The sequence below is a fragment of the Clostridium sp. Marseille-Q7071 genome (assembly GCF_965112025.1).
Window position 1 is genome coordinate 4,431,673 of record NZ_CBCOPR010000001.1, and the last position, 20,026, is coordinate 4,451,698.

At 27.6% G+C, this 20,026-nt stretch carries 17 protein-coding genes; all 17 read right to left on the reverse strand.

From position 1 onward, the window contains the following. Positions 1-447: 447 nt before the first annotated feature. A complete protein-coding gene (locus tag ACWPW7_RS21045; protein ID WP_454055136.1) occupies positions 448-957 on the reverse strand; it encodes a GNAT family N-acetyltransferase in 510 nt (169 codons plus the stop codon). A 599-nt stretch (positions 958-1,556) separates the two neighbouring features. Further along, positions 1,557-2,288, reverse strand: coding sequence for an amino acid ABC transporter ATP-binding protein (locus ACWPW7_RS21050; protein WP_454055137.1), 732 nt, complete (start codon positions 2,286-2,288; stop codon positions 1,557-1,559). Positions 2,289-2,298: 10 nt separating this feature from the next. Continuing rightward, positions 2,299-2,961, reverse strand: a complete 663-nt coding sequence (locus tag ACWPW7_RS21055) for an amino acid ABC transporter permease (RefSeq protein ID WP_454055138.1) — start codon at positions 2,959-2,961, stop codon at positions 2,299-2,301. A gap of 18 nt (positions 2,962-2,979) precedes the next feature. Further along, positions 2,980-3,807, reverse strand: coding sequence for a transporter substrate-binding domain-containing protein (locus ACWPW7_RS21060; protein WP_454055139.1), 828 nt, complete (start codon positions 3,805-3,807; stop codon positions 2,980-2,982). A gap of 1 nt (position 3,808) precedes the next feature. Further along, a complete protein-coding gene (locus ACWPW7_RS21065) occupies positions 3,809-4,987 on the reverse strand; it encodes a MalY/PatB family protein (RefSeq protein WP_454055140.1) in 1,179 nt (392 codons plus the stop codon). Between the two features lie 268 nt (positions 4,988-5,255). Further along, positions 5,256-5,981 carry a TraX family protein gene (locus tag ACWPW7_RS21070; protein WP_454055141.1) on the reverse strand — a complete coding sequence of 242 codons (726 nt, stop codon included), beginning with the start codon at positions 5,979-5,981 and terminating at the stop codon, positions 5,256-5,258. A 633-nt stretch (positions 5,982-6,614) separates the two neighbouring features. Continuing rightward, entirely contained in the window at positions 6,615-8,123 is a 1,509-nt protein-coding gene (locus ACWPW7_RS21075) for a DUF1846 domain-containing protein (RefSeq protein ID WP_454055142.1), read from the reverse strand. A gap of 307 nt (positions 8,124-8,430) precedes the next feature. After that, positions 8,431-8,862: a DUF4145 domain-containing protein gene (locus tag ACWPW7_RS21080; protein WP_454055143.1), complete on the reverse strand. Its 432-nt coding sequence runs from the start codon at positions 8,860-8,862 to the stop codon at positions 8,431-8,433. Then, positions 8,859-9,272: a type VII toxin-antitoxin system MntA family adenylyltransferase antitoxin gene (gene mntA, locus ACWPW7_RS21085; RefSeq protein ID WP_454055144.1), complete on the reverse strand. Its 414-nt coding sequence runs from the start codon at positions 9,270-9,272 to the stop codon at positions 8,859-8,861. The genes ACWPW7_RS21080 and mntA overlap by 4 nt, the downstream gene beginning before the upstream one ends. Before the next feature lie 223 nt (positions 9,273-9,495). Next, positions 9,496-10,104, reverse strand: a complete 609-nt coding sequence (locus ACWPW7_RS21090; protein ID WP_454055145.1) for a class I SAM-dependent methyltransferase — start codon at positions 10,102-10,104, stop codon at positions 9,496-9,498. 960 nt (positions 10,105-11,064) lie between these two features. Next, positions 11,065-13,707 carry an aldehyde dehydrogenase family protein gene (locus ACWPW7_RS21095; RefSeq protein ID WP_454055146.1) on the reverse strand — a complete coding sequence of 881 codons (2,643 nt, stop codon included), beginning with the start codon at positions 13,705-13,707 and terminating at the stop codon, positions 11,065-11,067. A 27-nt stretch (positions 13,708-13,734) separates the two neighbouring features. Then, positions 13,735-14,853, reverse strand: coding sequence for a LuxE/PaaK family acyltransferase (locus tag ACWPW7_RS21100; RefSeq protein WP_454055147.1), 1,119 nt, complete (start codon positions 14,851-14,853; stop codon positions 13,735-13,737). Continuing rightward, positions 14,850-15,971, reverse strand: a complete 1,122-nt coding sequence (locus tag ACWPW7_RS21105) for a GNAT family N-acetyltransferase (protein WP_454055148.1) — start codon at positions 15,969-15,971, stop codon at positions 14,850-14,852. The genes ACWPW7_RS21100 and ACWPW7_RS21105 overlap by 4 nt, the downstream gene beginning before the upstream one ends. Positions 15,972-16,190: 219 nt before the next feature. After that, the gene (locus ACWPW7_RS21110; RefSeq protein WP_454055149.1) at positions 16,191-16,988 is read right to left on the reverse strand and encodes an ABC transporter permease subunit; all 798 of its coding nucleotides are present in this window, start codon (positions 16,986-16,988) and stop codon (positions 16,191-16,193) included. Between the two features lie 42 nt (positions 16,989-17,030). Then, on the reverse strand, positions 17,031-17,828 hold the full coding sequence (locus ACWPW7_RS21115; protein ID WP_454055150.1) for an ABC transporter permease subunit: 798 nt from the start codon (positions 17,826-17,828) through the stop codon (positions 17,031-17,033). 5 nt (positions 17,829-17,833) lie between these two features. Beyond that, positions 17,834-18,718, reverse strand: coding sequence for an ABC transporter ATP-binding protein (locus tag ACWPW7_RS21120; protein ID WP_454055151.1), 885 nt, complete (start codon positions 18,716-18,718; stop codon positions 17,834-17,836). 17 nt (positions 18,719-18,735) lie between these two features. Continuing rightward, on the reverse strand, positions 18,736-19,359 hold the full coding sequence (locus tag ACWPW7_RS21125) for a TetR/AcrR family transcriptional regulator (RefSeq protein WP_454055152.1): 624 nt from the start codon (positions 19,357-19,359) through the stop codon (positions 18,736-18,738). Positions 19,360-20,026: the final 667 nt, after the last annotated feature.

Below are 20,026 nucleotides of genomic sequence, written 5' to 3' on the forward strand. Positions count from 1 at the left end.
AAAACTAATTTCAACTATAATTGTCAATTGTCCATTTTCAATTATCAATTGATTAAATAGTACATATTTAATTATACATAGTTTTATAAAAAATTACATATTTCTACTATATGCTTTTATAATAGAAACATGTTAACTATTGATAATATTAATAAATAATCAATTTTCTCCATATATCTTATATTAACGTGTATTTTTTATAAATTTAAAAGCTTTAACATACTATGATAATCTTCATTAAAATTACTAATGATTTATGAAGACATTATCTATGTTAAAGCTTTTAAAGTACTACTATAAATTAAAACTAATAAATTTTGTAAAGCATGATTTAGGCATCTTCAAAAAAATAACTAGTTAATACTTTAGTATATTTTATTTCAGATGCCTTATCTATGGAAAAATTTAAAACATTGTAAAGAAATTTGTTACAAAACTTCTTTACAATTACGCAGCCAATTTTAAGAATTGTTTTATAGAAATAGCGTATTGTATTTCTTTTGTTAATTCCTTATCTTTTATAAAACCTACTTTTTTAAATGCTCTTTTAGAACGATCATTCTCAAAGTTGATTTTTGCAATTACTTCATCAACTCTCCATTCAAAAAATGCTTCTTTCAAGCCTTCTTTAATTGCATTAGCTCCTAAACCTTTTCCCCACTCTTCCTTGTCTCCAATCACTATGACCATCTCTGCTATTTTTCCCTTAGGTACAAGTCGTAGAAAACCAATTGGTTCTTTTTCATCCGTTGTTATCATAAAAAAGCTCCCGTATTGATTAAATAAAGGAGTAAGAATAGGCATATTAACTCTATATATTGTTTCTCTAATGCTATTTCCAACATTTTGTCTTTCATTTAAGTATTTTATTATTTCATCATCTTCTAGCCAATCAATAATTTTCCAAGCATCAGATGTAAACACTTCTTGGCGTAATTTTACCGTATTGCTTTTCATTAGTAATTTTCCCCCTAAAAATAATAAAAGCCCTACTATAGGCATACTCCTGCCCAATAATAGGTTTAAAATCAATTACCTTGAAAGTGTACCATCATCACCCATTTAAATCAAATCCTGTAAATAGGGCTACAGGAGAATACTGATTAAAAGAGGATTATTCCTTACCTTTTCTCCATATTCGACATATACTTCTATTTTTAGCGGTAAAAATACAATTATTAGTAAGATATATAATTTGAACGTGGAATTTAATTATTTCAGAAGATGATATTCAAATCATCTGAAATCTTGTTCTTATAAGTAATTATATTATATTTACAGAAAAAGTCCAGTTTCTATAAATTTTATAGAAAAACACAGTATTAATCACTTCACAATTCACAATGCAAAATTCACAATTGTCAATTTTCCATTGACTAACTGTAGGCGCAAGCAGTGTTCACCATAAAATCCAAATTAGTTGCTATTATTAAATATGGGGACGGTTCATTACAAATTATAAAATAAAAACTATAAAAAAGAATGAACCATCCCTTACTTCTTAAAAAATGGCAAATAATGTTCGCCACTACAAAAATCTGTTTAAAGAAATTAATTTATAAAACTTTTCTCATAAATTTAATCACTCTAGTATTTTTTGAGTCATCAAATATATCTATTGGATTACCATCTTCCACAATTTTTCCGCCTTCCATAAAGATAATCCTATCAGCTACTTCCTTTGCAAAGTTCATTTCATGGGTAACAATAATCATTGTCATATGAGCATTAGCTAAAGTTTTTATAACTTCAAGAACTTCTCCTACAAGTTCAGGGTCTAGGGCAGAAGTAGGTTCGTCCATTAATATTATTTCTGGTTCAACAGCTAATGCTCTTGCAATAGCAACTCTTTGCTGTTGTCCACCTGAGAGCTTAGATGGATAGGAATCCTTCTTCTCTTCAAGACCTACCTGTTTTAAATACTTCATAGCAATTTCTTTTGCCTCAGTTTTTTTCATCTTTTTAACTGTTACTAAAGTTTCCATTATATTTTCAAGGGCAGTCTTGTTTTTAAATAAATTATAACTTTGAAACACCATAGCTGTTTTTCTTCTAATTTGTAATACACTTTTTTTATCTCTTTCTTTTACATCTATGTTAATATCCCCAAGAGTTATAGTTCCCTCATCTCCATGCTCTAGAAAGTTTATACATCTTAATAAAGTGGATTTTCCTGTACCAGATGGACCAATTACAGCAATTACCTCACCTTTCTCTACTTGAAGATTTATACCATCTAAAACTCTATTACTACCGAATGCCTTATGTAAATTATTAATCTTTAACATATCCATCACCTTAATAAGCCTTATTTAGAGTTGCCTCTAACTTCTTTTGAATAAATCCAAGACAAGAAATTATTATCCAATATACTATAACTACGCCAGTATATGCTTCCAAAAATTTATAACTTGAAGCAGCTTCCGATTGAGCAGATGCCATTATTTCCGTTACTCCTAATGTAAATGCTAGTGAAGAACCTTTAACTATATCAGAAAAATTACTTGTTAGTGCTGGTATAGCAACTCTTGCTGCTTGTGGTAAAATTATTCTTCTCATAGCTTGAATATAGGTCATTCCAAAGGCTAATGCTGCTTCCATTTGCCCTTTATCCACTGAAAATATAGCACCTCTAAGAGTTTCAGAACAATATGCAGCAGAGTTTAAGCTAAGTCCAAAAACTGTAGCAGTGAATCCATCTAACCCCTTAAGAGCCGGGAATAATTGTATTAATCCAAAGTATAAAAAGAAAAGTTGAGCCACTAATGGAGTACCTCTAAAAAAAGATACATAAACTTTTGCTATAGGATAAAGTATTGGTGTTTTAGCATTTATAATTAATGCAATAATTATAGCTAAAATTAAACCGAAAAATAGAGAATAAAGAGATAGTGCAATTGTTACCTTAACATACTTTAACATCACTGGAATTATTCTTAATAGAAAATTAAAATCAAACATAAAAATATACCTACTAAACTAATTATTTTCTTTAGTGGTATCTAATTCAAACCATTGGTTTGATATTTTACTAAAAGTACCGTCTTCATGCATTGATTTAATTGCTTTGTTCACATTTTCAATAATCTCTTTACTTGCTTCTTCCTTCCTAAAAGGATATTTGTTGATTTCGAATACACCAGTGTTAATATCTGCTATTTTTAAGTCTAAATTTCCCTTTTCTATAGTAGTTTTAGCCTTAACTTCACTTAACCATCCTGCATCTATTCTTCCTACTTCAACATCTTTTTCCATTGGCGTTCCATCATAAGTTACTATATCTAAATTTAAATCTTTGCTTTTATTTAATTCCTTTATAGTTTTTTCTCCATTTCCTCCTAAAACACAACCAACTTTTTTCTCTTTTAAATCTTCAACTTTACTTATATTACTTTCCTTTGGAATTACAAATTTATATTTACTATATGCATAGGTTTCACTAAAGTCATATTTGACTCTTCTTTCCTCATTAGTAGACATTTGATGTGCAACTGTATCAATTTGTCCTGAGTCTAACATTCCCATTAATCCGCTAAATTTTGAAACTTTGAATTCTATTTTGTAGTTAGCTCTTTTACCTATCTCATTCCATACATCAATTTCAAAACCTTGTAGTTTGTCCTCCTGTTTAAAACACCATGGAAAATATTCAGTTGAAACTCCTACTTCTATGATTTTCTCTACTTTTTCGCCTTCATCATTCTTTGGCTTCTCTGAGACATTTTTTGTTCCACAGCCACTAAACAAAGTTACTCCTAGTACTATTGTTGATAATGCTATTAACAGTTTTTTACTTCTTGTTCTCATCTCAATTCCTCCCTGTTAATGATAATACCAACCTCTTTACTCCCTCTTCCAAAACACTTCTTGGGCATGCAACATTAACTCTGATAAACCCTTCTCCACCAGTACCAAAGCTATATCCTTGATTTACCAAAATCTTTCCTTTTCCTATTAAAGAATTTTCTATATCTTTTGGTTCTAAATTTAATTCTCTAAGATCAAGCCAAGCTAAAAAAGTTCCTTCTGATTTTATCATCTTTATTTCTGGAATTTCTTTTTCTAAAGTTTCCTTTAAAAATTTAAAGTTATCTTCTACATATTCAATCATTTCATCTAACCACTGTTCACAATAATCAAATCCAGCTTTAAGTGCTGTAAGTCCTAATAAGTTTGGCTTATTAATTCCATCTTTTAATTGATCATCATTATAAGCATTTCTTATAACCTCATTTGGAATTATCATATTGCAGATTTCAAGCCCAGCCATATTAAATGTCTTATGAGTAGATACACATAAAATACTCTGATTTGCAACTTCTTTACTAATACTGTGAATAAAATGATGCTTATATCCCTTAAGCACTAATTCAGCATGAGCTTCATCTGATACTATTAAAATTTTATTTTCTACCAATATATCTGTAAGTTCTTTAAGCTCTTCTCTTGTCCATACCCTACCTACAGGATTATGAGGACTACATAAAATAAACATCTTTACCTTAGGATCAATTTTTTTCTTTAAATCTTCTAAATCCATAACATATTTACCATTTTTTAAAACTAAAGAATTCTCTACTACTTCCCTGTGATGATTCTTTATAGCATCACGAAAAGCTGGAAAAACTGGTGGCTGAATTATTATTTTATCGCCCTCTTCAGTAAATGTTTTTAAAATTCTGTTAATAGCATTGACTATTGTTCTACTAAATTGAATCCAGGATTTATCAATACTGAAATTATGTCTTTTTTCATACCAATTAATAATTGATGCATATACATCCTCAAAGCCACCACTATAACCTAAAATTTTTTCATCGATTCTATTAATAAGAGCATCTCGTATAGGTTTCGGAGTTTCAAAATCTAAATCTGCTACCCAAAGAGGCAGTAAGTCATCTCCCTCAATTCCTAAACGTTCCTTAATACCATCATATTTTAATGAGTGGGTATTTCTTCTATTGATTATAGTATCGAAATCATACATCTCTCTCACCTCTCTTGCCATAGTTTCAAGTAAATAATATCATAACTTCTTTATTTATACTTATATTGAATTACTATACATATTTGTGCATCTATTTACTTTACCTATTTATTATATAAACTAATGTAAAAAATAACTTTTATATACTAAATTCAAATTATCTATCTCATGCAATTTTAAGAACCTGCTTTTAAGAAACATATCTTTATAAAATTTTTTTAAAACAATAAAAATCCTAAAGCTAGAAATACTAGCCTTAGGATTCTTATTAATTAATTATAAATTTTATTACAGCTAATCCCCATAAGTGTAATGGGTAAAATACATAAAACATGTATTTACTAAATTTATTATTTAGTCCTCTTTCTCCATTATAAAGAAGCATAAATGGGACTACTGTTATAAATAAAAAGTCTGAGTTGTACATAAGCATATCTATAGTCATATCTAATGTTGGATAAATAACTAAATTCATTTTAAGCATTATGGCGAATAATAAAATATATCCAATTAATAATTTTTTATTATTTCCTCTAAAGAAATAAGTTATTATTATAAATGGTATAAGATTCATTCCACCTTCTACAAATAGTGCTCCAGGAATTAGAAGAATAGATAATATTATTACTCCTATCTTTTTATTTCCTTCACATTTTTTACTGTACTCTAATAGATTTATAATAGTAAGTCCAAGTGCTAATGTAGCAAATATATTATTGGATACACTTACATTTTTAGATATTAAGAGCATATTAATGATTGAGTTACCAAGCATCATAAATATAGCCCAACCTACTAACCTTATATTATACTTTAACTTATTTCTAGTATGAAATAATCCTTCTACTAAGAAAAATGCAAATAGTGGTGCAACAAATCTTGATAGTGGATGAAACCATATTGGAAACACCTTTGGAAAAGCAAACCATAAATGGTCTAATAACATAATTACAAGTGCAAAAAACTTTAATTGAAAAGCATTTAATTTTTTCATATTTTCTCCCTTCATTAACCAAGTTTATAAAATTATTATATAAAATTAATGTTGAAGGAGAAATTTAAGTTTATTACACTTAACTTACATTTTTGTAATGTTAAAGTAATTAGTCTTTTTTACTATTGTAATTAGAGCTATTATACTCACAACTTTTTCAATTCACAATGCACAATTATAGACGTTCCTCAGCAGAGACTAAGAAATTTAGAATTGATTCTTTTTAAAGTGATCCAGTCACTTCTTATAAAAAGACTAGCAATTGTATTGCTAGTAAAAAATTAGTTAAAGAAATTAGTTTAATTAAAACTAATTTCCACCTCAATTGTGAATTTTGAATTATGCATTGTTCTAAGTTGTGAATTGAAATATTTAACAGCATAGTTATTAGCTATACATTAATTTTAAAGGTAGTATATTTATAAATTAATTACATACATAAAAGCCAATTGTTATCAATTGTAACAATTGGCTTTTATACTACTTTTTATATCATTATGTAAAAGTATTCTTTTAAAATAAAATCATTTTACCTATAGATACATATAATCACTTAAAAAATAAATAAATTTAAATCTTCTTTATTAAAAATCATCGTATTTACTTTAAACTATTGCACTATAAATCTATAAATTAATTATTATAGTAAAGGCTTTCTGAAGGGTATTCAGCATCACAAGTTAGATCTATGCCTAATTTTCCTAAAGTCTGTTCATCATTTCTACTTAAAATTGTAGTTGAGTGAGCTTGACATCCCTTTAGCATTGCTAACTTTTTCATAGCTACTTGTGCTGTTGGATTTGTAGCTGCACATATACTAAGAGCAATTAATATTTCTTCACAACTTAAAGCTGTACTCTTACTTCCTAATGTCTTTAATTTAAAATTTATAATTGGTTCAAGTATAACTGGAGAAATAAGATGGATTTCATCAGATATATTTGCAAGGTATTTAACAGCATTTAAAACCACAGCAGCTGTTGCATTCATTACATTTGAGCTTTTACCAGTTAATATTGTTCCGTCATTAAGTTCTATTGCTAGAACAGGGCAAGCATCATTTTTATTAGATGTTTCCTTTAACTGAGCTGAACGTTCCCTTGCAGGAATAACAACTTTTCTATCTTCTTCTTTTAAGTTAAGTTCTTCCATAATAAGCTTAATTCTTTGGAAAGTTTCTTTATCTACATAACCTTTTTTATATTCACAACCAGTTTTAAAATATCTTCTAATTACTTCTTGCTTAGATGCTTCTTTAATAACTTCGTCATCAATGATTCCAAATCCAACTCTGTTAACTCCCATATCTGTTGGAGATTTATATACAGACTCTTCTCCTGTTATTTTTTCTATAATTCTCTTAAGTACAGGAAATGTTTCAATATCACGATTATAATTTACAGCTATTTTATTGTAAGCATCAACGTGGAATGAATCAATCATATTTACATCCTTAAGATCTACCGTTGCAGCTTCATAAGCTATATTTAAAGGATGTTTTAGTGGAACATTCCATACAGGGAACGTCTCAAATTTTGAATAACCGGCTACTTTACCTTGTTTATATTCATGATAAAGCTGACTAAGGCAAGTTGCTAATTTACCACTTCCTGGTCCTGGTGCTGTTACAACAACAATAGGTTTTGAGGTTTCAATATATGGATTTTTACCATATCCTTCGTCACTTACAATTGTATCTACGTCTGTAGGATATCCTTTAGTTTCTCTGTGTTTATATACTTTTATTCCTCTACGTTCAAGCTTATTTATAAAAACAGTTGTTGCTGGCTGTCCTTCATATCTTGTTATTACTACACTATTTACATCAAGTTCATATGCTCTTAAGTCATCTATCAATCTTAAAACATCAACATCATAAGTTATACCGAAATCTCCTCTTATTTTGTTTCTTTCGATATCTCCTGCATATACGCAAATAACAACTTCTACTTTTTCTTTTAATTTATGTAGAAGTTTAATTTTTGCATTTTCATCAAATCCAGGTAAAACTCTTTTTGCATGAAGGTCAAATAATAATTTTCCTCCAAATTCTAAGTATAACTTATCATAATTATTAACTCTTTCTAAAATGTACTTTGATTGCTCTTCTAAATATTTTTTGTGGTCAAATCCTATCTTCATCTTTACTCCTCACTATATGAAATTATTATAAAACTTTTGTATTAATTATTTGTATTATTTGTATAAATTTATATCTATAATTACTTGTTTTCACAATTGTTCATTATTACACAATTTTAATTTAAAGTAAACACCATTATAATTATTCTCTTATATAATTAATTTTACTACTAAACTATATGCTAAATAAAATAATTGGTACAATATTATATTAATTATTTTATATTTAATATAAAAAACCGTATACACTTTTTGTGTATACGGATTATTTTTTGTGAATTATGAAGTATAATTTTAAAATTAACAACTACTTTTCTATATTTATACAACCTTTAGCTACTGCTAAAACTTCATAAAAATTATCCATATTCATATCAATAAATTCTAACAGTTCTTCCCTTGAGGGTTCTTTATACCTATGAGATATTCTATTTCTTAATAGCCTTGCTTGATTTAAAAATAAATATAATTTTTCATCAATTATATATTTATTTTTTAAAATAGATAATGATTCCTTCATATCTATTCCTATCTTAAACTCTTTTAATTCCTTTAATATTATAGAGGTTAGATTTTCTACTGTTATGAAGAAATCTACAAAAATTTGCTTTAATCCAAATTCAATAAATATAGTTGTATTATTCTCTTCAGTTGATTTTAAAATTTCTTTACAATCATTAAGATTTTTTACAACTTCAGTCATATCTTCTATTATTTTAAGTAATCTTTCTTCATTCATGATAATAAATCTCTCTTTCTATAATAAAAAAAATTTTCATTTTCTCTATAGTACCATTCTAATTTATCTATTAACTCTTCTAAACTTTTATTATTATCACTAGTATACAAAACTTTACCGGTATTTAATATGTTTATTTTTATAAACAAATCTAAAGTAGTACTATTTAAATCAACAACATCAATAGGGCGGTTTAAAATTTCTTCAAAAAATAATTCTAAACTTAATATATCATTTAATTTTAACTTTTCATCTGATAAAATTGCTATGTCCACATCAGAATTAATATTAAAGTCATCAGTAAGAACACTCCCAAATACTAATATATTTTTTATCATATAATTCTTACTAATCTCCATTAAATCCTTTGATTTTATTTTTTCTAGAATTTCTATCTGTGAATTATTCAAAGTTATCTCCTCCCTATGACTTTTTCATCAATATTGAGTTTTTCTATATATTTTTATTATATCCTAATCTTTAAAAACTTTAAACACAGTAAAAATTAAACCTTGCATAACCAACTTTATTTTAGCACTAATGAAAAATTTTATGAATATCATCATACTAAAAAATAGCTAGCACGCTAACTAGTTATTTTTTTGAAAATGACTCGTATATATTACTACTCATTCATTTTCTTGCAATCATAATAAATAATTCATAATCAACATTTCTTTCTTCTATGCTTTTGCTTCCTTTATAAAAGACTTTATTTCTTATGTCTTTAAATCCTATATTTTTCAAAGTTTCCATCAAATCATTCTGATTAAATCCATTATGACCTTCAAAACCTTTTTCTGAGCTATGAAAGGTTCCATCTTCTTCAACTAAATCTACTATATACAGTTCCCCTTCTAAACTCAGCAAACTGTGTAGTTTTTCTAATACTTTACTTATATTTACAATATGATGTAATGTCATAGAAGTATATATGACATCATATTTATTTTCATCATCTATTTCATCAATATTTCCACACCATGTACGAATATTATTTACATTTTGATTTTTAATTTTTTTATTTACCTCTTCAATCATACCTGCAGAATTATCTACCATCATAATATCTTTAAATTTATTTTTTAAATTAAAAGTTATAAGACCAGTTCCACATCCAAATTCCATAGCATTATTATTTATTTTGTCCCCTAACCATTTATCTATTTCCCCTGAAATTAATTTTGCTCTAGCTATTCTTTTATCATCATCCCAACTTTTAGCTTCAAAATCAAAATTCATATAATCACCTCCAAATTTAATGTATAAGTTAATATAATTGTATACTTAAATAATTTATAATGCATCCCTCTGTGGAATAGTTTAGTCAATGGACAATTGACAATTAAGGTGGAAATTAATTTTTAATAAAAGTGACTGCGTCATTTCAAAAATAAATCAATTGAGACTTCTCTTATAAAAGAGAAGTCTCAATAATTCTCCATTGTTAATTATCAATTGTATAAGGGTTTCCCTGAGGTGCAGCATAGTTTGGAGCAACACCAAAAATTCTAATTAATATTAATAAAGATAAGCAATATAACTAAAATATTCTTAATGATGTAGATATTGTGCCCTACTATACTGCACCCCAGGGGTATATTTTAGAGCTTAGTTTATATATTAGGCTTATTCATGTATTTTAATTTCTGTAAAACTTTTTTAATCTGTTACATACCCCAGGGGTGGAAATTAATTTCTTTAACTCATTTTTTAACTAACAATATAATTGCTAGCAACATTGTAGGGGCGAACATTGTTCGCCGGTTCTTTTTTCATATCTAGTATCACTTAATTTTATCACCATAGTTATATGAACATGATTAGTCATAATAATATATTTATCAAACTTGGTATTAGAATAATATTAAAAAATATTTTTTATTGAAATATCAACTATCTGTCCAATATGTGATGCTGAAAACTGATTTAGGTTTTCTGGAGAACACTGTTCTCCCCTACAGTTTAATCAATTGAGAATTGAGAGTTGATAATTGACAATTATGGTTGAAATTAATTCTTTACGAATTAATTTCTTTAATAAATTTTTTACCAGTAATACAATTGCTAGTTTTTATTAAAAAAGAAATAAATTTAAGACTTTTTCAATAAAGAAAAAATTTCCTCAATTGTCCATTGTCAATAGTCAATTCGTATTATATAAAGCTTACACCTATTGATATAAGCTTTTGCTATATTTTATTATACTCTTCTATCCACTATTCTTCTTATCTTCCCTGTACGTCCTACTCTTTCTATTCCAAAGGGTGGTAATAATTCAACTTTTAAATCCTTAATTAAATTCTTTTCATAATCTGTCCCTAAACTTCTAATATTACTTTTTAAGGAAGTTACTATTTTATCTTTTAATATATCTCCTTTTAAAGCCATGTCTTTATCCTTTGTTTCTATCTTAAATGTTACATTTCTCATTTCATCTACATTGTCAACTAACACTTGGAAGAAAGGTGATACTTCATTAACATCCTTTAATGCTTCATGTACATCATTTATATATATATCTGATACATTAAATCTTATAACATCATCAGTTCTTGACAATAGTTTAAATTTCTTTGAAGTTCTGCCGCAGGAGCATGGTTCATCAATCCACTGAATACTATCTCCAAGTCTATATCTTATTATAGGATTAAGAAATCTATTTAAGGTTGTTACAATTGCATCTCCATTTCCATCTCTTTCTACATAACACCATTCATCCATAACATGATGCTCAGTTCCCTTGCAGCATTCACACTGAAAGCCTATTGGTCCAACTTCTACTGCTGCATATCCAAAAGATGCTATCTTCTTTGCACCAAATATTTTTTTCACATATTCTTGTGCTTTTGGGGACATATGCTCCCCTGCATAAAATATTTTTTCTAGTTTAATATTCTCATTTAATTTTTCTACCTCTTGAGCTAAAAGTACAATATTTCCTGGAAGACTTATAAGTACATTAGGTTTAAATTTTTTTAGATATTCTATAGTTTCCTTCTCAGGCTGGTTAGCTGTTAGAGATAGTATTTTACAACCTGTTTCCTCTAAACCCTCATTTACTGCTGGAAAAGCAGTCCAAAGGGCACCGGCTTTCATGTAATTAACTGCAAAATCATTTTCATTTATCCCAACAGCTCTAAAACCATCTCCAAATATTTTTTTCGATTCTTCAAATTCCTTGCTGGAATAAGCTACATATTTCATTCTACCTGTAGTTCCCCCAGCTGAAAAAACATAAGAGCTTTCCATATTTCCTGTAATCATATCCATGCTTTTATCTACACTATTTTCATAAATATGCTTCTTTTCAAGTATAGGAAGATCCCTAAAATCCTGTAAACTTTTTAATGGTAAAGAAATGTCTTTATAAAATTCTTTATAAAATGGTGATTTTATAGCCTCATTAATAAGAGAATTTAACCTCCAAAGTAACATATTTTCTTTTTTATGCTCATCAACATATTCAAGTCCTAAATTATCTATATCAATATTTTCTTTATTTATAAATCTTACAAGTAAATTAGTAATATACATTCCATCATGAGGTAAAGAATCATCCTCACTTTTACTCATAGCTCCTGGTTTGCAAAACCTCATTATTCCAAAATCAATAAAATCTTCAATTATATTTTGTATTCCACCATTACATGCTATAGCTAATGTCGACATATAGTATTTTAGGAGTTGTATGTTTCCATCTAAAATATCCTTATAGCTATCAACTACGTTAACATATATAGTTCTGTTCAATGGTGAGTCAACAATATTATTTTTCTCTTCCATAATTATAGTATGATTTGCATTTTTACCTTCTAGCACCAATGCCCTATTGTTAAACTCTTCCCATTTTGCAAGTTCTCTTTTCTTTCTTATCTCAACAGCAGAATCTATATCTAATTGATTTTGAGGAAATTCTTTTCCTTTTTCTTCTAAAGCCTCATATAAATATTGAATAAAACTTTTAACATTATCACTATTTTCTATAAATATATTTTGACAGCTTGTACACGCTCTTTGCTCCCAAAAAACTATATCATCAGCAAAACCTTTTGCAGTTTCTCTTAATTCATCATCATTTAAACCTTTACATACCATGCCAAAGCTTATTTTGGGACCAAAAGAATAAAGCTGAGTATTAACAGATAGACCATTCTTATAACTTTTTACTGCTTCTTCTCCTCCAAATAAAAGTATGGCATCAAAGCTGTTTTTAGCAATTGTATCTAAAGCTTTATTACTACTTTTCCAATAAGTAATAGTTATATATGGAGTAATTGTTTTATCTATATCTACTTCTTTTAATGCTCTGTAAAATAGTGTTGGAAATAAAAAATCTTGACTAGAAACTTTTAATATATTTATATTTTTCGTTATTATTCCCATAATTAATGAATCTATTGAACCTAAAAATATGTTTCCTGCTGCTATATGAAGAACTGAGCCAATTGGAACTGCTCTAGTTATCTTAGAGTATCTATTCTTTGTAAAGGTGTCTAAACAATGATAATCTCCAAGACTTTTTAATCTTAATTTTAAGGAATTTATACTTAACATTTCTTTAAGGGCATTCATTCCCATATCAACCATTGAGGAAGAATAGCTAATTAACTCAGGCATTTTTTCCATTATTTCTTTATAATAGTCTCCATCTTTATCACATAGTTTGTATGCAGTTCTTTCTAAAATATAAAGTATTTTATTTATAGGTGTATTACTAAACTCCTTAGATTTTTTCCTTAAAAGAGCTGAATCAAAATATTTATTTGCCTTTTCTTCTGTTAATTCTCCTTTTATTTCTAACTGTTCTCCAAAACATATATGTTTAAAATCTTCTAATCTCATACTCGTACCCCCATGCAATCTGATCACTTAGTTATTTAATATTTCTTGTGCTGCAATGGCACATCCTTTATGCTTAGTTATTCCACCTCGTCGTATTTTTTCAATATAATCTCCCTTTATTCCGCAAGGACAATCCTTTTTAATTACAGCTAAATCTGTTGATAATACTGAAAGATTAGGTTGTGCTGTATTATAAGGAGTTATAAGTTGCAAAAGTCCTTCTTCTCCATATCCTTTTTTCTTAAAAGTTATAGGATCTCTTGCAATTATTCTACTGTAAATAGGACCATGTAAATGTCCTTCACTACAAGAGCAATAAGGAACTCCATGTTCTGCCATACCATAAGTATCCCTTATATTTTCACGTTTAAGTCCAATATTTTCTTCTATATAGTCCATAAAATCATTTAGTGACATGCTTTTCCCTAAATGATTCTTCCATCCACCTCCAGCTATTATAAAAGAATCCTTATGAACTTCGATTTTTCCATAGCCCTCTTTAATTTCCTCCACCATTTTATACATGAATGCTGGAAATCCTAATAATCTTACAGGTGCTTCATTACTTAATTCTTTAAAGATTTTAGCCCATTTTTTGCTATCAAAAACAAATTCACTTTTATCTTCATCCCATTCAATCATCCAATTAACGGATAGTGCAGGTGCAAGACTTAAAATTTGTTCATCACTCCAACTTGTGCCAACGTTTTCTGCTTTTTTTATATCATAGGAAAATAGGAAATAATGTACTGGGGTATGACTCTTAAAACCTATAGAATTGAAAGTATTTTCTGCTAAACTTTGAAGTCTTAAAAATGAGTTTTTATCGAGGAATAACTGAGTTTTTTGACCATTAGTTCCTGAGCTTGTTAAGATAAGTTCTAAATCACTTTCTTTAAAATTGCAAAAACCATTTATTTTCATAGTTCCAACAAATAAATTAGGAATATTATATATATCTTCCATCGTATTTAAACTGTTAATATCAAAATTTTCTCTTTCAGCTAAGTATTTAACATATGGTTGATTATCAAGCTGAAACTTATAATTTTCACTCATAGCTTTTATAAACAATTCTTCTGTTTCTCTTGAAAAATTAAAAGCGTCTTCCCTACTACATAGCATATCTATATTATTGAATCTCATATACTAATCCTCCTCTTTCCATTACAAGCAATATCACGTTCTTTTACGTGGTCAATTAAAGTATTTCCTATAACGGAATTTGCATATATGTTTTCGTAATTAATGTCATCATTAATATATTGAAGTATCACTTCATCTTCATCGCCATTTCCAGGCATAATACCTGCAAAGAAAAATCCAATTTGCTCCATCTGGTTCCATATATATATGCTGCTTTTATTACAAAGTTTTAATTTTAAAAATATTGCCTTTTTCCTTTCAAAATATAATTTATTAAATTGATTTAGTATTTTATTCATTCCATCTTTAGCAAATTTGTTGACATATATTGTTCCTGTATCGTAATTATCTACAATAGTTTCTATAGAAGTTACCTTTGAAAAAGTTTCATTATCATCTTCTAGTTTTCGAAATACTATTTTTACTCCTAAATTCTCATATATATCATTAATAATTTCTTTGTATTTCTCTGGTGCATAAATATATTTTTTACGCTGTTTTTTTAAATATTTATACTGTATTATAAGACTTTCTCTTTTTTCGCTTTTATCATATATATCTTTGAATTTTAAGGCTGTAATTCTTGATAGAAGTAAAGCACAATCTTTAAATCCATTATTTTCTGCTGATTTTTGAGAATATATATGGCTTGTTACTGCATGTACATATATTCCTACATCCCCTCTTTTTTCACTTTCCTCTATTGCAAATCTCGTCAAATCTGTAAGACATCCTCTTCCTCTAAATTGAGGATCAACAAAGGCATGTGAAATCTCACATATGCTAGATTTTTGAAAGTATTCTAAAGCTACATGTCCAATTACCCTATTTGTTTCATCTAAAGCTATATAGGATATTATCGTTTCTTCATGATTTAATTTATTTATCATTACTTTATCATAGATATATTTGTGTATATAAGAATTTCCATAAGTTCTATAAGCACAATTTACTATTCCTTCAGCTTCATCCTCTAACCTTTTTATTATTATTTTACTTTCTTCATCAAGTGTTTTTCTTGAATTAATCTCTGAATTTAAATCAAGTTTGTCCTTCATTTTTTCAGTTATTAATACCATAAAATTTTTTAGCAAACTATCACCTCTCAAATCACACATTATTTTTCCTTCTAACTTTATACCCTTTTTATACCACAACAGCCAGTTTATATTATAATTGTTTAATTTTTCTTTTGCAACTTTTCCCTTCTTTTATTTTCTTTAAGAATGCTTTCTTTCAATTTTTCTGTATCTTTATAATAAAAATGACTCAACTAGTTTTATCCCTAGTGAGTCATTTTTTTATTATATCTCATTTAATAAAATACATCATTATTACTATACATTTAAATCTCTTTTTCTATAAAACACATAAGTTGTACACAGTAAAACTGCAATAATTATAACAGATAAGATTACAAACGCAGGTTCAAAACCGCCGCCAAACATAAGATTTTTAGCCTCATAATATTTAAATGGTATAATGTATTTTAGTCCATCAAGATTACTATTCATATCAACTATCATGGATAATATAAAAGTAATTAAAAGTATCCCTGTAGATGCAGTGGTTGCAACCTTTGGATTTTTGCTTATAGCTGCTATTCCTGTACCTATAGTCAAAAATATTAACTGTAAAATAAACATTCCAATCATCAATATTACAATATCGCTAGTTATTCCCTCACCTTTAGCATAATACTCAACAATAGTGATTGAACTAATTAGGGTGATAATATTAAAAATAACTATATTAAAAAATGCTGCTAATAACTTTGATGTGATAATTTTATTTCTTGAAATAGGTTTTACCATTAAAAACTCTGCTGTTTTATCTCTCTCTTCCTTTGAAATTATATTAGCTCCTAGCATTGAAGCATGGATAGTAGCCATTAGAACTAAATATGAAAAAATTACTCCATAAAATCCACTAGCCTTTGATAAATCAAAGGAAACTGTACCAAACATAATCTGCAAAGATTTAGGCATTGATGATATAATATCATTCATATATTGCCCTGAACTTGATACTACTCCATACTTACCCATTCCAGCAACAACCATTAATATTACACCAATGCACCATAAAATAAGTGATTTTCTATTGGCTTTTATTTCTCTAATAAATATATTCATAGTCGAATCTCCTTTACAAGAAAATTTTGTGTGCTACCATGACTAAACTGCATGAATATCTTTTTTAGAATATATTAGGTAGCTGATAGCAGTAGTAATCCCAATAAAAAGTATCTCTATAATTATAAAGGAAGCTTCATAAGCAGAATTTTTAATTATATATGCTGTATCAAAATATTTAAATGGAGTTATATAACGTATTGCATTGTCCCCAATGACAGACCCAAACATACTTATAATAAAGAACCCAAATACTGTACTAAGTGAAATTGGAAGTACAGATTTAATTTTAGGAACTAACACAGAAATAATAACTCCCAATGATAAAAACATAAGTTGAACAAAAAATCCTGTGATAGAAATCATAAAAAATATCTTGAAGTCAAAGGATCCATCCGTTACAATTAATGCAACTATAGTAATTGCTGCTATATAAATTACATTAGTAATTATCAATGAAGTTAATACTGCTAACAGTTTAGATGTAACAACTTGCATACGAGTTACAGGTTTTGTTAGTAGAAAATCAGCAGTTTTTTCACGGATTTCCTTTGATAAAATTGAAACACCTAAGTTCATAGCCTGAATTGAGCTACATAGTACTATATACAAAAATATATAAGAATAGAAACCTATAAAAGTAGAAATAGTATCTATAGAAATTCCCAATGCTTTTCTTACGCCCTCTGGAAAACTCTCAAGTATTTTATTGAATTCTGCAACATCCTTTGAAAAGGACGGAAATAGCGATAAAAAGAGAATACTTACAGCTACTAATACACATGTCCATACAATTGTTGATTTTCTATATGCCTTTAATTCATGTAAAAACATATTCATATTTCTTAATTCTCCTTTTCATAATAATGCATAAAGATTTCTTCAAGGTCAGGTTCATCTACCCATAAATTAGATAGCTCTATTGAGGAAAGTTTTTTCATAATTAAGTTGATATTACCTCTAAATAAAAAGCTAACTGTATTATCTTTTACTTCTAAATTACTAACACCTTCAATATTAAAATAATTCTTATCTATATTACTTATAGTTTCAATTTTAATTTTTTTATGATTATTTTCCTTTAATGTACTAATCTTTTCAACGGTTATTATCTTTCCTTCTTTAATAATCGCAACTCTATCACATAGTTTTTGAACCTCACTTAAAATATGTGAAGAAAATAAAATTGTAGTTCCTTTCTTATTTTCTTCTTTTAGTAAATCAAAGAATTTTTGCTGCATAAGTGGATCTAGTCCACTGGTAGGTTCATCAAGTATAATAAGTTTTGGTTCGTGAAGTAACCCTTGAACTATTCCTACTTTCTTTTTATTTCCAAAAGATAAATCATCAATTTTTTTATTGAGGTCAAGATCCATTATTTTTGCTAATTCCTCTATCCTTTTACTACAATCTCTTTTATAAAAACTAGCAGAGTACTTTAAAAGATCAATTACTTTCATTTTGTCATAATAAAATACTTCTGATGGCAAATATCCTATTTCCTTGGCAATTTCAGGAGCAAACTTTAAAGAGTCTTTACCAAAAATTGTAGCACTTCCACTGGTTGGATGTATAAGTGATAATAATGTTCTAATTGTTGTTGATTTACCTGCACCATTAGGTCCAATGAATCCAAAAATTTCACCTTCTTCAACATTAAAACTTACATCAGTAATTCCCCTTGCGCTACCATAATTCTTGGTCAAATTTTTAATCTCAATAACATTCATTTTATGACCTCCCTATATTATTTATAGAAACAGTTTTTAAACATATCTATGTAAATATCTGCTTCAGCAAAAACTTCACTATAATCAGGCTTATCTAAGGATAATAATTTTGCTTTTTTAAGCGCCTCATCTCCTAACCCCTGAAAAGTCCAAATCATAACATTAATAGCTTTTTTTACGTCAATGTCTTCTTTAAACTTAGAAAGGTCAATGCCTTCAAATACTTTAATAGAATTAATCTTAATAAGCTTTTCTTTTCTTTCATCTAACTCTTTCTTAACACTCTTTGAGGTTTCCATATATGCTGTTTCAATAAATCTAAACATTTCAGGATATTTGTTTAGTAGCTCAAATTTAATTACACACATTTGATTCAACCTAATAAAAAAGTCTTTTTCATCTAAATTAATCTTTTTATAAAATTCATTGGTGCTTACATCAATACAGTGATCATACAAGAATAAAAATAGATTTTTCTTATCTTTAAAATAATGAAATAGTAGCCCCTTTGATATATCAGCTTCTTTAACAATCTCATTTGTAGAAGCTTTTTCAAAACCCTTTTGTGCGAATTCCTTCATTGCTGCGTTTAAAATTCTATCCTGTTTTTTCATATCTAGATTTAAAAACTTTGAAAACATATTGCACTCCTCCTTTGTAATATAAAACAAAACGTTTGACCATATCGGTCAATTATATTGTAACTCTTTTTGACTACTGTGGTCAATTGTGTTTAAAAATATTTATTAACAACTTTATTGCTAGTTTTCTCCACCTCTGGGGAACAGTTTGATCAATGGACAATTGATGATGGACAATTGACAATTATAGTGGAAATTAATGTTGCAAATTAATTTCTTTAAATATATTTTTAATAAAAATGACTGCGTCATTTCAAAAATAAATCAATTGAAAACTTCTCTTATAAAAGAGAAGTCTCAATAATTCTCCATCGTCAATTGTCAATTATCAATTGTATAATGGTTCCCCTGAGGTGCAGTATAATGTGGAACAATATACAAAAACTTAACCCAATATTAATGGAGATAACCAATATAATTTAAATATTAGTTAATGTATTAAATATTGTTTTATACCATACTGTACCCTCAGGGGTATATTTTAGAACTTAGTTTATATATTAGACTTATTCAGGTACTTTAATTTCGCTAAGACTTTTTTAATCTGTTATATACCCCAGGGGTGGAAAATTAATTTAAAACTTATCCTTTATAAGATAAGTATCAATAATTATCCATTGTCAATGGTCAGTTCTCGATTCTATAAAGTATATTCATTTTTAAAGCT

Excerpts from the sequence above, each read along its gene's own strand:
- ACWPW7_RS21080 (WP_454055143.1), bottom strand. The coding sequence starts at position 8,862 with ATGAATGAAGAAAGATTACTTAAAATAATAGAAGATATGACTGAAGTT.
- ACWPW7_RS21065 (WP_454055140.1), bottom strand. The coding sequence starts at position 4,987 with ATGTATGATTTCGATACTATAATCAATAGAAGAAATACCCACTCATTA.
- ACWPW7_RS21045 (WP_454055136.1), bottom strand. The coding sequence starts at position 957 with ATGAAAAGCAATACGGTAAAATTACGCCAAGAAGTGTTTACATCTGAT.
- ACWPW7_RS21110 (WP_454055149.1), bottom strand. The coding sequence starts at position 16,988 with ATGAATATATTTATTAGAGAAATAAAAGCCAATAGAAAATCACTTATT.
- ACWPW7_RS21075 (WP_454055142.1), bottom strand. The coding sequence starts at position 8,123 with ATGAAGATAGGATTTGACCACAAAAAATATTTAGAAGAGCAATCAAAG.
- ACWPW7_RS21055 (WP_454055138.1), bottom strand. The coding sequence starts at position 2,961 with ATGTTTGATTTTAATTTTCTATTAAGAATAATTCCAGTGATGTTAAAG.
- ACWPW7_RS21070 (WP_454055141.1), bottom strand. The coding sequence starts at position 5,981 with ATGAAAAAATTAAATGCTTTTCAATTAAAGTTTTTTGCACTTGTAATT.
- ACWPW7_RS21060 (WP_454055139.1), bottom strand. The coding sequence starts at position 3,807 with ATGAGAACAAGAAGTAAAAAACTGTTAATAGCATTATCAACAATAGTA.
- ACWPW7_RS21095 (WP_454055146.1), bottom strand. The coding sequence starts at position 13,707 with ATGAGATTAGAAGATTTTAAACATATATGTTTTGGAGAACAGTTAGAA.
- ACWPW7_RS21100 (WP_454055147.1), bottom strand. The coding sequence starts at position 14,853 with ATGAGATTCAATAATATAGATATGCTATGTAGTAGGGAAGACGCTTTT.
- ACWPW7_RS21120 (WP_454055151.1), bottom strand. The coding sequence starts at position 18,718 with ATGAATGTTATTGAGATTAAAAATTTGACCAAGAATTATGGTAGCGCA.
- ACWPW7_RS21105 (WP_454055148.1), bottom strand. The coding sequence starts at position 15,971 with ATGTGTGATTTGAGAGGTGATAGTTTGCTAAAAAATTTTATGGTATTA.
- ACWPW7_RS21125 (WP_454055152.1), bottom strand. The coding sequence starts at position 19,359 with ATGTTTTCAAAGTTTTTAAATCTAGATATGAAAAAACAGGATAGAATT.
- ACWPW7_RS21050 (WP_454055137.1), bottom strand. The coding sequence starts at position 2,288 with ATGTTAAAGATTAATAATTTACATAAGGCATTCGGTAGTAATAGAGTT.
- ACWPW7_RS21090 (WP_454055145.1), bottom strand. The coding sequence starts at position 10,104 with ATGAATTTTGATTTTGAAGCTAAAAGTTGGGATGATGATAAAAGAATA.
- ACWPW7_RS21115 (WP_454055150.1), bottom strand. The coding sequence starts at position 17,828 with ATGAATATGTTTTTACATGAATTAAAGGCATATAGAAAATCAACAATT.